The following is a 15,923-nucleotide window of genomic DNA, read 5'->3' on the forward strand; positions in this document are numbered from 1 at the left end:
CCCTCCTTCTGCGATTAGTGTCCATTCATACTCCATTCACAAGTTCGGATCAGCAAGGCGTGAACAAACGAATCCGTCTGCTCCAGATGCATAAGACATATGTACTCGCCCCCGTCCTTCTCTTCCAGTAACTCCTGTAATGCGAAGAATGGCGCTGCACTCCAGCGCGATGGATCATAATAACTCTTCGATCCACACTCCCTGTACCAAGCAGCCTGATTGCACAGCTGCTCCAGATCAGGATGGATGAGCAGGTTAATCTGATTCCGGTGAATGGATGCCCTGACACATAATCGATCAAGTACCATCTCCGCAGTATCGGCTACGGAATGCTCGGCATGTCGCATCTCTACACCAAGCAGGGAAGGTCCTACGCCTGTCATCCGATCAAGGTATATGGCTGCGGCCGTGTCCGGTCCAGGCGGCGAAACAAGTTCCATCGTTTCATAGGGGAGAGCCGTCTGATCCATGACCAGCAGCATGCCTTTCATGTAACCTTCTCTGCCCAGATAATGCTGAAGCATGTGGAGCGCCGCAAAAGGAGCACCAAAACCAAGATCATTTACAGCAAAACTGATAAAACGGGCCTGATAACGATCCATCAAATAATTCACAATTGATATATCCGGGCGGGTATTCGGAAAATTGTATGCCAGCAGCAACACATCCACATCCTGCATGACCCGATCAAGTCCCGTCTCTTCCAGCAGTTCCACACTCATCTCGTGATAGGCATTGTTGTTACGCCCCTGCAAAAGTTGAACGTCGTACTTGATCTGAGTACCTGCAAGCATATCTTGATGAAATCGCAGCAGTTCCGGATGTTCGAACGGAGGCTTCTTCTCCGAGAACAACCTGACTCCCATCTCCCGTATGGCAACAGGCGAAGCCATCAGGCCGCAATGAGCTGCTTCTCAATATAAGCAGCCAGGGAGCCTACCGTATCAAATACATCGGGCTCCAGATCATCCGGGTCAATCTCCAGACCTTCAATCCGGTCTTCCAGCGTCATCAGTAGTTCCAGAACCGAGGTCGAATCCAGGTACAGCTCGTCAAATAAAGATGTGCTTAATTGAATATCCTCCCTGGCTTCCGTATTCAACACTTCAGCAAGGGCACCTTTGATCTCTTCAAGCAATACTGCAGTTGTCATGATCATCATCTCTCCTCATCAATTGGTTATTGCCGTATGGGATATTTTAATCAAGCGTTGCTTGGACAGTAGATCCTGCGGAGTATCCCGCTCACGGATCAAGTGAGCCTCCCCAGCGACAATCAGCACTTCCGCCGGACTTCCATGACTCAAAAAGTGTGTGGGAGAAGCCGTTGGTCCGTAGGCCCCCGAATGAAAAACACCGATTAGATCGCCCCGTTCAACAGGAGGAAGCAATACCCGTTTCCCAACAACATCATTCGGCGTACATAAGGGACCCGTAATATTGTATTCGGCTACAGGGGACTCCCCATAACGCGTCAGGGAGGCAATCGGAAAATTACGCTTCACGTAAGAACCTGTGCCCACCGCCGCCATATGGCAGTTCGTTCCACCATCGGTTACGACGAAGTGCTCTCCATACGATTGCTTGACGTATAGAGCTCGACTGACCAACATACCGCAGGTGCCTACCAGATATCGCCCAAGCTCCATGAACAGCCGGGTGTTGGTATGACTATGCCGAAACGATTCGAACATTGGATTCAACTGTTCTGTCAGTGCGGCTATGGATAGGAACTGCTCACCTTCATGGTAGGGCACGCCCAATCCCCCGCCTACATCGACCATACGCAGCGTGATATCCAGCTCGTTCTCGATTCGATCAGCCAATTCCAGAATATGGCGGGTATTCTGAACGATCGGCTCTACATCCAACATGCGGGTTCCCATGTACACGTGAAGTCCCATGATCTCCACATGGGAGAAGCTCTCGAACTGTTCTTTCCCCTGGAGCACACTTTGTTCATCCATACCAAACTGACGTGGTTTGCCACCCATGGTCAGCCTGGAGCCTTTAACAGAAAAGGATGGATTCACTCGCAGCGCCACCGGCACGATTCGCCCCTCACTTGCAGCGATGATCTCTATGCGCTCCAGCTCCTGGAACGATTCACACACGATCGCATATATGCCCAGACGTATGCATGCCGTAATCTCGTCATCGCTTTTTCCGGGTCCAAGGAAAATAATGCTTTCTGCTGCTACTCCAGCCTGTACAGCCGTATGCAATTCGGCCAGGGAACATACCTCTGCCTGTGCTCCCATCTCCCGGAGCATGTGTACGATCGAAATATTGGGATTGGCCTTCAATGAATAGAACAGCTCCACTTGAGGCGTAAGCAATCCCCTAAGCTCCTGATACACCTGCTGCAACACATCCCCGTCATATACATACAGCGGGGTCCCGAATCTCTCGGCGATGTCCGAAACAGGCAACTGCTGAATCTGATATTCCTTAGACACTCACATCACCTCATTAATGGAAGATAGGACGGCTTCTATCGCTTCGTCGATCACTCCCAGCCGTTCAGGGGAGGACGCAATAATCACGCCATACAGACGTCCGGAGAACAAGGTCCCCTCACTTCTGAATGCCGCATTGACTGTGGCAAAATTATTAATCAATAATCCTTCGCCGCGTTCCGGTTCGAACATCAACGTACCCAACCGGGAACGAAGTACTCCGTATTCCAGCAGGTGATTGAGCCGGAGCGTATATTTTTTCGCCAATCCACATTGATCTTCGGGCAGCCATTGATACTGAATGTTGGTCTGATAGGTAGACATATTAAACCTGGCATTTATCTCAAGATTGGGCCAGATTGTACCGTCCTCGTCCAGAATGGCGTCCATGCCGGCAATGCCGTAGTATCCATCTCGATACAGAGCTGCTCCAATTCGCATGGCCGCTTCACGAATAACCTCAAGTTGAACATCGTTGAGCCGCGAAGGCATGAGATGCCCTTGATGTACGCCTTGCTCTACCAACGATTCCTTTACGCCAAGAAACTCGACTCCACCGGATCGATCGATGAGAATCTGGTAATTCAGGTCACAGATTTTATCAATCCATTGTTCAAGCACGTAGTTGATTTGTCGAATTCCTTTTTTGCTAGCCTGTTTCTCCAGCATGCTCATGCATTTGTGAAACCTGGCTTCATCGGTGATGACGGTAATTCCCTTGCCTGATACACCCATGGAATCCTTCAGCACAAGGCGTCCACCCTGCTCTAGAACGGCCTTTAGCTGATCGAAACCAGACACCAGTTCATCCAAAGACGTGCATTCAACGCCTGGAATTTGGCGAATACCCAGCTCCGCGTTGAGACGGCGGGAATACCCCTTGTCATTCACCCTGCGGAAGATATCTGAAGATGGAACAGCCAGCGGAATGCCGGTTCGTCGGGAGAATTCCTCTTCCTGATCCGAGGTTCCAAAGGGAACCAGATAAACATTCGTTCCAGCAGCCTGTGACAGCTCTCTCAGCTTGTCCATTGTCCTTGGACAATTCAGAAGATTCGCGGTAATGTTCAGTGCCGGATCATTGTGCTCCACCGTTATGCATCGGGAGCGACCAAACCCAAGCGCCTGTGCATCTGCCATGAATCCCTGATTCGGCGGCCCCTTGAGCAGGATAATATCGTTCTCTCCGGCGAGGAAAACACCCAGTTCCTCCATCCGATTAACAACGTCCGCAGCCGAGCCTATGCTTAATGAGGGCAGCTTGAGAATACCCGTTTCACTCCAGTACTCCTCCACCTCAAAATTGTTCAGATAGATAAAAGTAACGTCATGCTGGCCCGTTAACGCCCACTTGAGCTTGCTCGAAAAATCCGTCAATACGGTGGTCAAGGCCATCCCCTCCTATTCCTGCATACTGCATCACTGCTACGCTGAATGTAACCCCAAGTCCGACCGTAACAAGCAGATAATACTCCTCTGGTTGCAACAACTTCTGCTCTAGAATGGCTTGCAGATTAATAAATGGGTCCGAACAGAAGCAATGTCCGATCTCCTGTACGTTGGACGTATATATGCGTTCAAGGGGATAGGATAAACGGATAGCCACCTTCTTCCACGAGGATAGATTCACATTGTGTGGGACGATGTATCGAATATCCTGCAGCGCCAGACCCGCCTGCTCCACGGCTGCAACAATGGCTTCACATAACCGAGGCGTGTAGATTTCCTGAAACTCCCTGAGAATCTGCGGGGTTCCCGTTAGTACATTACAGAATTGGCCCAGGGTAACACTCGTCAGTCCAACGACACGACTTCCGTTACCCTTGTTACCCACCAGCACGGCGGCTGATGCCTCTCCCATCACGGTGGTATTGGGGATCAATTGCACAACGGGACTAAAGGTTTTTTCACCTGTCAAAATTAAAATATGATCATCCGCTTCCAATGAAGGCAGCAATGTCTCGGCAACATTCAGGGCAATTAAACCCGATGCACAGTTCTGCTGCGTAAGCGAAAACGCGATGGCATGCTGCAACCCGTAAGCCCTTTTCAGGGCTTGCAAAACTTTCATAGGAAAGGGGAAATTTTCCTGAATTGTGTGGCAATAAATGATATACTTAATCGAGTTAGGAGCGATCTCCGGGTTATTTACCACCTGGGTTAATACGCGCCCAAGCAACGAAGCCAGATCTCCATCCCTGTCTTGCCGAACCTGTTTCAAACCATGAATTTTTTCCAGTACCTTCGTCTGGGCATTATTGAGTCCCAGCACCTCGTTCAGTTCCCTGATCGGCACAATGTGCTCCGGAATGTAAGACCATATTTGCTTGATATGCATCGGCTTCAGACACCTCGTTATCACTAACGTACGAATCTCACTGAAATATAGGGAGATAAAGAGCTTCCGCAGAAGCTCCCATCTATGAATCTAGCGTAATGCAATAAGTAAGTAGGAAAAATCAGGCACGAGCCGCCGCTGCTGCACGAGCTGCTACAGCACGAGCCGCTACAGCACGAGCTTCAACTGCGCGAGCGGATACCGCGCGTGCACTGACTTCACGTGCCTCGCCCAGTACATTCGTTTCCAATTGTGCTGCTTCAACTTCTTTGCGCTTCAGTTGCTCCAGTGTAATGGGAGTCGCTTTAATGACCATTCATATCTCCTCCTTTCATCTTGGATACTCTGATTCTATAATCTCCCAAATTGGATTTAAACTGTAAATGGAGGTAAATGAACCTCTCACTCTCCTTACCCCTGCTTCTGCACGTTCGATGGACCCAACATACCAATCACATCTCCATTCCAATCAAACTATATTCAAGGGACGGTGAACGATCATGCTCGGACCCAAAATCCGGCAAATCCGGGAGCAGCTTGGACTGTCTCAGAAGCAACTGGCAGGTGAGGATATGACGCGTTCTTACATCAGCCTTATCGAAAAAGGTAGAGCCGTTCCCTCGCAGCGTATGTTAAAAATCATTGCCAGGAGACTTAATACACCCATGGAGTTTTTTTTGGGAGGAAGTGTATCGACAGATTCGGATATTGGTGAGGCTGTGTTGGAAAAGGCCAAAGCCTGTTACGCCGAGCAGAATGATTCTGCCTGCATCCGCATAGCTCGTAAAGTGCTGACACTGACGGAGGATACATCGGATCAGTCTGAAGCCTACCTGCTCATTTTGCGAAGTCACAACAGACTTGGGGATTATCGACAAGCCTTGGATGAAGGGGAAAACGCAGCATTTACGGTCATTCGAACGGGGGACAGGGAACGTATTGTTGAATATTATCTGGAAATGGGGAGAGCGGCTTTTCATGCAGAGCTGTTTCATGCTGCCCGGAAACATTATGAACAGGCGTATACGTACAGCAGCAGACTCAAACATCTACAGGAAGAACACATCCAATCGCTGACCTTTCTTGGCACAACTCATTTAAGACTAGGCAATGTGAATGAGGGGTTAAACTACTATCTCAAAGCGGAGAAGGAAGCCCAGATGGCCGGACAACCGGAACTGTATGGCGAGATTACGCTGGGTTTGGGCAAAGCCTATTATATGTCCGAACAGGACGGACACATGCTGCTAAGTTATGACTGGACCAAGAGATCCGTACAGGCCTATAAACAGGCGAGCAGCGAATCCTACGTTCTGGCACTTCACAACCTCGCCGTGATCCAGCTTCATATGGGGCAAAAAAAAGAAGCCCTCCCCTTGCTGGATGAATGCGCACGAATTTACGATAAACGCAATCTTCCCCACAAGAAGGCTTCCATATTAGAGGAAATCAGTAAAGTTTATTTGGAACAGCGTGAGCCAGAACAGGCAGAGGCCATCATCAAAGAAGCCCTCCAACTGCTGGATAAGCAAGATGAAGGGATGCTTCGTGCCAAACTGTATCGCTTGCTGGGTATTGTATTTCATGAGAAAAACAACAGCAATGAAGGTTATTACTTTTTAAGAATGAGTCACGATCTGCTTAAACGCATCTCTGCAAATCGCGAGGCTGACATCAGCCATCAACTCCTCCTGCTAAGCCTGCAAGAGCGTAAAATGAACTACGAAGATTATAAGTCATTTATCAAATAAAAGCGGATACCTTCTTCATCTAACAACTGAGGACATAGGGAAATGAACAGATGGATTTTAGGGTCTCTGAACAGGGACCCCACTTCCGGGAATCCACGGTGAAAGGGCACAGGATCAATCTCATCGAACAGGTACAGGATCATTCAGCTCCAGCAGCGTTTCCGTAGATACGGCATGCTTTTGTCCCTGCTGACCACTAAACTTAGCCGATCCTGCATGTGCTCCCGAAACATGAAGCTGTCCTGCAATAAAAGGTAGAAGCATGATGGTAACCATGCAGAGTTCACTTGCCATTGTAACGTATTTGCTTCCTTTACTCTCCATGCTCATCTCTCCTCATGTCTATAATCGGGTAGCATAGTCCACCATCGATTCCTGGCAACCTAAGACGTATTTTACGGATAATTGCAATGACTTTAAATACGTTAATCCCCATTTACCTCTACTTGCACATGAAACTCATGTATAAAAGGTCATATGATCTTTGTCTTCGCGATAATAATCCAGCCTTTGCTTCATCGTACCTGTATGCAGTTCGAACAGATGACCATCCGGATCGGTAAAATATACAGATAATGCATCCCGTGGATCTCTTGGCCTTCCGGGCAGAATGTCCGCCCCCGCTGCTCGCAGCTGCTGCACAGACGCGTCGAACTCCTCTTCTGTAACGGTAAATGCAATATGGGTATAGGTTCGTTCCGTATAGTTGCGAATAACATCCTCCTGATTCAGGGCAATCCACAGACCGGCAAGCTCAAAATAAGCCAGTTTGCGTCCTTTCACCTGAATTCGGGCACCGAGAGCCTGCTCATAAAAGGTAATGGCCCGCTCCAGATTGGATACGGAAAAGCACAAATGATTAATTCCTTGAATATTCATGTGGCTCCTGACACCTCCATCGATTTAAGGATCTATCCTTATTATGGTATATTCTGCGCAAAAAACAACCGCTCTGCTGTTTCCTCCCGCACCTTCTTCTGGGCGAATGCATAGGTTATCCGTATCAATGAACATTCGAGGAGGATGTAAAGCGAATGAATCCTGTCTATCCTTTTTATGGTGAGAAAACGGTATGCAAGGAGCAAAAGCTGGCATTTCCACCCCAGCATCAGGACCAGCAACCCGGTCTGGAAACCCTGATGGTGCCTGAACCGATCAGTGAAGATCCTGCCTATATCGGCAGCTGCAAACTCCAAGGTAAAGTTGCCATTATTACGGGTGGTGACAGTGGAATCGGCCGGGCGGCCGCCATCGCTTTTGCCAAGGAAGGTGCGGATATCGTCATTGCTTATCTATATGAACGGACAGATGCCGAAAGGACTCGTGAACGGATCGAAGAACTAGGACAGCGCTGTCTCTTAATCGAGATTGATCTCCGCTTAAAGAAAAACTGTGAAGCCGTCATTCGCACAACCATGGAAACCTACGGGAAGATCGATATTCTGGTCAACAATCATGGCGTACAGTATGTGCAGCCAAGCATCGTTGATATTACAGAAGAGCAGCTGTATCACACCTTTCAGACGAACGTGTTCGCCTATTTCTTTCTGATTCAGGCCGCTCTCCCCCATCTGTGCAGAGGTGCCTCCATTATCAATACAGCTTCCATTACAGCATATAAAGGTAATACCCAACTGATCGACTACTCTTCTACCAAAGGAGCCGTCGTATCGCTGACTCGTGTACTCGCCCAATCACTCGCTGCACATGGAATCCGTGTGAATTCCGTCGCCCCGGGACCCATCTGGACACCGCTCATTCCTGCCAGTTTCTCCGCTGAGGATGTACAGGTATTTGGAACAGATACACCCATGGGTCGAGCTGGTCAGCCTTACGAACTGGCGGCAGCCTACGTTTATCTCGCTTCCCGCGATTCATCCTACGTCACAGGTGAATGCATTCATGTAAATGGCGGCGATATGGTAACGACATAGGCTGATGTCAGGTTGGATTTGGCAGGTGTGGCAGGATATCGGTTGTTCAGTTGCGAAGAGGGTTAGGAGTATGATCCGGTTATGCCGGAGCCTGACATCTAGCGACAAGGAGCTGAACAACCTGATGAACTTCGATCCACTCTACCAACCGTATCCCTCTTACCGCGTGCCTGTGTATGCGAAACAAGGCATGGTCGCCACGTCTCAACCACTGGCTGCACAAGCCGGTCTGGATGTATTGAAAAAAGGCGGCAATGCCATCGATGCCGCCATTGCAACTGCGGCAGCACTCACGGTGCTGGAGCCAACGTCCAATGGCATTGGAGGCGATGCTTTTGCCCTCGTCTGGACCGAGGGCAAACTGCATGGCCTGAATGCCAGCGGCCCTGCGCCTCAGGGCATATCCATTGAGGCGCTTCAAGCGGCAGGCCATACGGAGATGCCGAAGCTCGGGGTTGTTCCGGTGACGGTGCCTGGCGCACCGGCGGGTTGGGCTGAGCTGAGCCGCCGTTTTGGGCGGCTCACGCTGGCGGAAGCGCTGGAACCGGCCATCCGCTATGCGGAGAAAGGTTATCCGCTTGCGCCTGGGCTGGCCCGCCACTGGGCAAGGGCAGCCGAGATCTATGCACGCCAGGGTGATGCGGAGGCAGGGCGTGCGTGGTTTGAGACATTTGCTCCAGGCGGGCGTGTTCCCGCAGCTGGAGAGATGTGGCGCTCGCCGGATCATGCGGCGACTTTGCGCCAGATTGGCGAGAGCGAAGCGCGAGACTTTTACGAAGGAGAACTGGCAGAGCGCATTCATTCCTTTATGGCAGAGCACGGTGGTTATCTGACTCGCGAAGATCTGAAGGCTTTTCAGCCGGAGTGGGTTGATCCCATCTCCGTCTCCTATCGTGGTTACGATGTATGGGAGATTCCGCCGAATGGACAAGGATTGATTGCTCTCGCAGCGCTTAATCTCCTGAAGGGATATGATTTTGACGAGAAAGAATCCGTTCTGGCGTATCATCAGCAACTAGAAGCCATGAAGCTGGCATTTGCCGATGGGGAGAAGTATATTACTGAAGAACGCAAAATGGGTGTGACGGTGGAGGAACTCCTGTCCGAGGCATACGCGGAAGAACGGCGCAAACTCATTGGTGATACCGCACGAGCACCTGAGGCAGGTGATCCACGTGCAAGTGGAACAGTCTATCTGGCTACGGCGGATGGTGAAGGCAATATGGTTTCGTTTATCCAGAGTAACTATATGGGCTTCGGCTCTGGATTGGTTGTTCCGGGGACAGGCATTGCTTTGCAGAATCGTGGACACAACTTCTCACTGGACCCTAATCATGCCAACGCCCTGGAGCCAGGCAAACGAACGTATCATACGATCATTCCGGGGTTCCTCACCCGTGGCAGTGAAGCAGTTGGGCCATTCGGTGTCATGGGTGGTTTCATGCAGCCGCAGGGTCATGTGCAGCTGGTTATGAATACGATCGATTATCACCTGAACCCACAGGCCGCCTTGGATTCTCCGCGCTGGCAGTGGACGAAGGGCAAAACAATTCTCGTGGAACCGGGTTTCCCGCAGCATATCGCTCAGGCACTCGCCCGCAAGGGACATGATATTCAAGTGGCAGTTGATCCATCCCAGTTTGGACGCGGTCAGATCATCTGGCGCAACCCGGACAATGGCGTATTATGCGGGGGTACGGAAACCCGAGCTGACGGCTCGATTGCGGCTTGGTAAAACTCGCGTCATTTTTATAATAGGATGATCACCTTATCATCCGTATAGGGTGAAATTTTAAGGCACAACAGAGATGATTCATGTTATCTCTGTTGTGCCTTTTTTCGACTTCCAACATCAGTAAACAACATACTGTAGATATTTATGTACCCTTTTAACCAGAGAAATGTAAAAATAATGTGTAATTCATGAAAAATACTTATTTTTTCGTAAATTTTCACTACATACCATAAATCACAGTGCCTTTCTGACCGATATAGATAAAGGGAAATCCTCACCATACGTGTCATCATGTACACGTCATTCCCTGGAGCTAAGGAACCATGCAAAACAGAAAAATGCGACTACAGAAATGAGGGTACCACACATGAAAACAAACAAGAACAGACGCGCAGGTCTAGGTCTCACCCTAATGATGATCCTGACGGTACTGATCCTGGGGGCATGTTCAGCCAACAATACAACAACGGCAACAGACAAAAGAACAAAGGTTGGGATCGTGCTTACGGAAGTGGGTCTGGGTGACCGTTCTTTTAATGATGCTGCTTTTGATGGACTGGTTCAGGCCAGAAATGAGAAAAGCATTGTCTTTGACTATCGTGAACCGGGCGACAATGCCGAAGCTGCATTTGAAGAGTTTGCGCAAGCCAAATTCGATCTGGTTATCGGCCTGAGTGATGCTGTCCAAGCGGATATGGAGAAAGTTGCAGCCAAATATCCTGACCAGCAGTTCCTCATGATTGACAGTCAGTCCGAACTGCCTAACATTGCCTCCATTTCATTCCGGGCGGAAGAAGGAAGTTATCTGGCAGGTGTTATTGCCGCTATGGCTTCAACGGAAGATCATGTTGGCTTCCTTGGTGGAATAGAGATACCGGTCCTTCGTAATTTCGAGCAGGGTTTTAAACAAGGTGTTCTGGCTGTCAAGCCGAATGCAACCGTTGATGTCGTCTACGCAGGGGACTTCGGCAATGCCGAGCTGGGTGAACAACTGGCTACAGAGATGATTCAGGAAAAGGGCGCTGACGTGATCTACGTTGCTGCCGGTCTCACAGGCGTAGGCGCACTGACGGAGATTCAGAAATTAGGGAAATACGCCATCGGTGTAGATACCGATCAATTCTTTTTGGCGGAAAAATCCATTCTTACGTCCATGCTGAAAAATGTGGATGTCTCTATCTATAATGCCGTTAACACGTTTGTTCAAAACAATCATACCTTCCCTCAAAAGGAAATCGTGGAGGGGCTGGCGGAGAACGCCGTGGGTCTGACTGCTCTACATAATATCACGCTCAGTGATGAACAACAGCAAACCTTCGAAGATCTGAAGGCAAAGATCTCTTCCGGTCAAATCAAAATTAAGCTTGATCAATAACCCATCGGATACAAGGAGGTACGCACATGAAACTACAGGGAAAACTGATACTTAATGCTCTAATTTCACTACTTCTATGCCTTGTGCTAGTCGCTTATATCATCATGCAATTGCTCAACATGAATGCCAAAAATCAAAATCTGGTACCAGCCATGCTCAAGGTGAGTGAACTGAACGCCAATCAGATTCAGACCCAGCAAGCGCTGGATGTCTACTCATTCTCCATGACAGCAGGAAACCAGGACGCCGTACTTCGCTTGCTGGATGAAGGTCAAACGATGATTCAGGAACTTACGGACGGATTGCTCGAAACAGATCAGCAGTTACAACTTATTCAGTCCATCGAGACAAAATTAGAAGCTCTCAACCAGGGAGCCACCGAAGCGATGAGTGCGATGAACAGTGCGGAAGCGAAACGTTACAGCACTCGGGTTCGGGGCATACAGAATGATATCTATTCGTTAGATGAGATGACTCGGGATCGTTATGATCAATATACCGTCGATTTGGAACGTGACATTCAGCAAACGTGGCAAGCCGCTCTGGCAGGAGCTATCGTATTGCTCGTCGCCGTGATGCTGTTTAATATGTATACTTCACGTCAGATTGCCAAGCGTATTCGAACACTCAAAGACGCCGCTGGACAAATTGCGGACGGTGACCTGACCGGACAATTACCGGAAGCTCGGGGCAAAGATGAACTCGATGACCTGAGTCGTTCCTTTGGTACCATGACTCATAATATCCGCGGCATTATTCAGTCGATTGGTGAAGCGGGTCATCGTGTCGATCTGATGGCGCAAGATATTGACCGCGGTAATGATACAGCCCAAGCGATTGTGCAGCAAGTATCCCGCACCACGGAGGAACTCTCGATTGGCAGTCAAAAAATTGCCGAGGATCTGAGTGAAACAGTGATGGTTGTGGACAAAATGCAGTCTACCTTCAATAGCAATCTGGAGGCCACTTCCCAATCGGTAATCGATGGTCGTGAAGTATTAACTACCGTTGAGGAAGGTAATAAGGCTGTAGCGGAGCAACTCCGCTTGGCCGAAGTGAATCGTATGGCGATGGCCGAGGTGGAACAAACGGTGCGGGAACTGGAAGAAAGCGCGGTTCGAATCACTACGATGACGGCATATGTATCGGAGATTGCCAAACAAACAACCATGCTCTCGTTAAATGCCTCCATAGAGGCTGCTCGCGCTGGAGAAGCCGGACGTGGCTTCGCTGTTGTTGCGGGCGAGGTGAACAAACTCGCCGAACAATCTGCGCAATCGGTCAAACATATCTATGCGGCTGTGGGCGAGATCACAACCTCCATGGACAAGGTGAAGAACTCTGTAGCACAAAGCATGCAGTTATTCGGCGAACAGGAACAAGCCACTGGCCAGACTCGCGAATCCTTCTCTGCTATTCGTGAAAGTGTGGAGCGCATTAGTACCGGCATCCATCAGCTTGCTGAGGACATGCAACACTCCAATGAACTCAGTACGCAGGTGCAACAAGCCATCGAAAATATCAGTGCCATCACCGAGCAGTCGGCTGCCAGCAGTGAAGAGATCACCGCCTCCACATCGGAACAACAACGTTCCTTCGCTGATGCAAGTATCAAGGTGAAGTCATTGCGTGATATTAGTGCAGAGATGCATCAGGAACTGCTGCGATTCCGGCTGTAAGCAGGATGCCGGAGAATTTTGGGTTGGACGTAGTTCAGATGTAGTTGAGATGCAGGTTAGATGCAGATTATAGGCATGTTATGGGCAGGTTATAGCCGAGCCAGGATTAGGTAGCGTGAACATACAAACAAATAAAGGGGAGCCTCCGTCATGCATCATGACAGGGCTCCCCTTTTCAGTACTAATCATTGTTTCATCCAACCATTAATTCGTTTCAAAGATATGAAAGTATATAAATTGAACTAAACATTTACACGAAACGGAGAAGACAGAAAGAACCTGAAAAAGCGGAGCTAAAAGTTGTCTGAAAGAAGCTGCCTCAGAAGCATATACTTCGCCTAAAAGCTTCTTGAAAGAAAGCCGCTTCGGAAGCATATGCTATCCCCGGATTTCCTAATTTATAAAAGAAAAAACTGGGGATAACAGCGATCGGAAGGTTGTTCTGTCACCGGAGTGTCCAGTGTAAATATTCTTTAGATCAACTTATATAGATAACAAGGCATCAACATTTCAGATCCAAACGTTTAACGAACTGAGCAAACCTTATTGGGCCATTAATTGCATGTTATAAAACCTAACGAATCTCAGGCACTCTATTCACTAATTTAGTCCGGTTTTTCAGGTGTTTTATCTGAAATACACAGAAATAACGTGGATGAGGTTCGTTAGCTTTTGCTCCTCGATGTAAACCGTGGTATAAGGTGTATCAGGTTCGTTAGGGCACTGGGAATTGGGTAGTGAGCACTGAGCAATGGACATCGTGCACTCATCTACTTTTAATGCGCTGGTGCGCTAGTTCGTTGGATCACTTGCAGTTTAGAAATGATTAGTCATAGACAGTAACCCAAAACCATAAGCTAGTCCCACACCTGCCCTATCCTCACAGTGCGTCGATGATGTCTCCGGCCAGCAGGGATGATGGGTCACCGCGCAGCAGTGCTGCACGTTCAGCGGCCTGTCCGTGGAGATATACGCCGAACGCGGCGGCTTGCTCCGCGCTGAGCCCTTGGGCAAGCAGACCGGCGATGATGCCGGTCAATACGTCTCCGGCACCGCCAGTCGCCATGCCGGCGTGCCCGGTGGTGTTGATGTACGCCTCGCCGGACGGCGTTGCGATGACCGTTCGTGCTCCTTTGAGCACAAGGGTCACGCCCTGCTCGCGGGCGTATTTTGCAGCGTGCCCAATGCGGTCACGCTGCACCTCTGGGGTCGACATGCCCAGCAGTCGGCCCATCTCGCCAGGGTGCGGCGTCAGAATTGTCGCCGCACTTCGCTGGCCCCAGTCGCGAGGCCCATGTGGGCCAGCGTCTGCCAGCATGTTGAGGGCGTCCGCGTCGATGACGAGCGGACGATCCGTATGTTGCCACAGACGGCGCAGCCAGTCTGTGTCGCCCTTGAAGCGGCCGAGGCCGGGGCCGGTCGCGAGCACGTCGCGGCTCTCCGCGAGACGCAGCACGGCGTCGGCGGAAGCCGCGTTCCATTCTCCGCTTTCGCCATCGGCGGCGGCAGCGAGCATGAGCTCGGGCACGGTGCCGATGACATGCGGCAGCAATGCCGCGGGCAGCGCCCATGTGGCGAGCCCGCAGCCTGCGCGCAGCGCGGCCTTGGCCGAGAGCAGGCCAGCGCCGCTCATCGGCAGACTTCCTGCGGCCAACAGTACGTGGCCGTAGGTGCCCTTGTGGCCGTCCGGTGCCCGTAGACGGCCTGTATCCACGCGCAGCGCACCGCGCAGCACCTCGTCCGTCAGCAGACGGACCGAGGGGCCATGCTCTGGCGCAAGTCGCGCGGGAATGCCGATGGCGCGCACCACAATGCGCCCCGCAGCAGAAGCACCCGGGTACTGCACCAGCCCGCGCTTAAGCAGCGCGAGACATACGGTCACCCGGGCTTGAATGCAGGGCTTGTACACCTCTCCGGTGTCGGCGTCCAGCCCGCTTGGCACATCGGCGGACACGACCGGCTTGCCGCTGTCGTTCGCCGCCTCAATCAGCGCCGCGTAAGCTCCGCGCGGCGCTCCCCGCGACCCGGTGCCCAGCAGCGCATCCACGATGCCTGTGCACCGGCTGAAGTCCACGGCTTCGCGCCCGTGGACAAGAGCAGGGATGCCAAGCTTCGCGGCGGCATCCCGTTGCACTGCGGCTTCGCCCCGCAGTGCATCAGGGGCATCGGCGTAGACCAATGTCACGCCAAGCCCTGCTTCAACCAAATGGCGCGCGGCCACTAGCCCATCGCCGCCATTATTGCCCTTGCCGATCAGCATGTACCACTGCTGATCTCCCGGGCGCTCCATCACCAGCGCCGGATCGGCGATGATGTCGCCACCATAACCTTGCCGATCACCGGGCCCGGTGTGTGCCCGCCTCGCATCGGTCTTGCTGCTATAGCCAAGCTGCCCTGAATCCACAAACCAGCCTTCTGCCTGCACTTCCCGGCACAGCTTGATCACTTCCTCGGCTATGGCGCGACCTGCATTCTCCATCAGACTTGCTGCCGGAATACCGAGCTGATGAATGGTATACTCGTCCAAAGCTCTCATCTGTTCAGCGGTTACGATAAACAACGTTCATCCCTCCCCGTGACAAGCTCATCTCATACTTAAAAGTAGCAACTTTGCACCTAAACGCTGCATCTTATATGTGTGTCGCTATCTTTC

14 protein-coding genes are annotated in these 15,923 nt (G+C 50.8%); 5 read left to right on the top strand and 9 right to left on the bottom strand.

The genetic code is table 11. The features are described 5' to 3' along the window. Nucleotides 1-14: 14 nt before the first annotated feature. The 6 genes from C161_RS19545 to C161_RS19570 form a co-directional block, all read right to left on the bottom strand. Nucleotides 15-893, bottom strand: coding sequence for a hypothetical protein (locus C161_RS19545; protein WP_156946136.1), 879 nt, complete (start codon nt 891-893; stop codon nt 15-17). After that, nucleotides 893-1,153, bottom strand: coding sequence for an acyl carrier protein (locus C161_RS19550; RefSeq protein WP_036672144.1), 261 nt, complete (start codon nt 1,151-1,153; stop codon nt 893-895). Before C161_RS19550 ends, C161_RS19545 begins: the two co-directional genes overlap by 1 nt. Nucleotides 1,154-1,171: 18 nt before the next feature. Further along, nucleotides 1,172-2,458: a diaminopimelate decarboxylase gene (gene lysA, locus C161_RS19555; protein WP_036672146.1), complete on the bottom strand. Its 1,287-nt coding sequence runs from the start codon at nt 2,456-2,458 to the stop codon at nt 1,172-1,174. Further along, complete coding sequence (locus tag C161_RS19560) at nt 2,459-3,847, bottom strand: ATP-binding protein (protein ID WP_051449818.1); 1,389 nt, start codon at nt 3,845-3,847, stop codon at nt 2,459-2,461. Further along, nucleotides 3,786-4,796 carry a 3-oxoacyl-[acyl-carrier-protein] synthase III C-terminal domain-containing protein gene (locus C161_RS19565; protein WP_051449819.1) on the bottom strand — a complete coding sequence of 337 codons (1,011 nt, stop codon included), beginning with the start codon at nt 4,794-4,796 and terminating at the stop codon, nt 3,786-3,788. Before C161_RS19565 ends, C161_RS19560 begins: the two co-directional genes overlap by 62 nt. A gap of 121 nt (nt 4,797-4,917) precedes the next feature. Next, nucleotides 4,918-5,112 (bottom strand): hypothetical protein, encoded by a 195-nt coding sequence (locus C161_RS19570; RefSeq protein ID WP_036672150.1) that lies wholly within the window; start codon nt 5,110-5,112, stop codon nt 4,918-4,920. Between the two features lie 184 nt (nt 5,113-5,296). Here C161_RS19570 and C161_RS19575 point away from each other — a divergent pair, with 184 nt between their 5' ends. Continuing rightward, the gene (locus C161_RS19575) at nt 5,297-6,547 is read left to right on the top strand and encodes a helix-turn-helix domain-containing protein (protein WP_036672152.1); all 1,251 of its coding nucleotides are present in this window, start codon (nt 5,297-5,299) and stop codon (nt 6,545-6,547) included. Between the two features lie 120 nt (nt 6,548-6,667). Here C161_RS19575 and C161_RS19580 read toward each other — a convergent pair whose 3' ends face one another. Further along, on the bottom strand, nt 6,668-6,871 hold the full coding sequence (locus C161_RS19580; protein WP_036672153.1) for a hypothetical protein: 204 nt from the start codon (nt 6,869-6,871) through the stop codon (nt 6,668-6,670). Nucleotides 6,872-7,006: 135 nt separating this feature from the next. Next, on the bottom strand, nt 7,007-7,426 hold the full coding sequence (fosB, locus tag C161_RS19585) for a metallothiol transferase FosB (RefSeq protein ID WP_036672156.1): 420 nt from the start codon (nt 7,424-7,426) through the stop codon (nt 7,007-7,009). A gap of 155 nt (nt 7,427-7,581) precedes the next feature. On the opposite strand from fosB, the gene C161_RS19590 reads away from it, so the two are divergent. From C161_RS19590 to C161_RS19605, 4 genes are all read left to right on the top strand, one after another. Beyond that, a complete protein-coding gene (locus C161_RS19590; protein WP_036672159.1) occupies nt 7,582-8,481 on the top strand; it encodes a glucose 1-dehydrogenase in 900 nt (299 codons plus the stop codon). Between the two features lie 124 nt (nt 8,482-8,605). Next, a complete protein-coding gene (locus tag C161_RS19595; protein ID WP_036672217.1) occupies nt 8,606-10,216 on the top strand; it encodes a gamma-glutamyltransferase family protein in 1,611 nt (536 codons plus the stop codon). A gap of 367 nt (nt 10,217-10,583) precedes the next feature. Next, nucleotides 10,584-11,591: a BMP family lipoprotein gene (locus C161_RS19600; protein ID WP_083669874.1), complete on the top strand. Its 1,008-nt coding sequence runs from the start codon at nt 10,584-10,586 to the stop codon at nt 11,589-11,591. A 26-nt stretch (nt 11,592-11,617) separates the two neighbouring features. Continuing rightward, nucleotides 11,618-13,270 (top strand): methyl-accepting chemotaxis protein, encoded by a 1,653-nt coding sequence (locus tag C161_RS19605; protein ID WP_036672162.1) that lies wholly within the window; start codon nt 11,618-11,620, stop codon nt 13,268-13,270. Between the two features lie 880 nt (nt 13,271-14,150). Here the strand turns inward: C161_RS19605 and C161_RS19610 are convergent. Continuing rightward, nucleotides 14,151-15,830 carry a bifunctional ADP-dependent NAD(P)H-hydrate dehydratase/NAD(P)H-hydrate epimerase gene (locus tag C161_RS19610; protein WP_036607437.1) on the bottom strand — a complete coding sequence of 560 codons (1,680 nt, stop codon included), beginning with the start codon at nt 15,828-15,830 and terminating at the stop codon, nt 14,151-14,153. Between the last annotated feature and the right edge of the window lie 93 nt (nt 15,831-15,923).

The organism is Paenibacillus sp. FSL R5-192 (genome assembly GCF_000517845.1).
Taxonomy (GTDB): domain Bacteria; phylum Bacillota; class Bacilli; order Paenibacillales; family Paenibacillaceae; genus Paenibacillus; species Paenibacillus amylolyticus.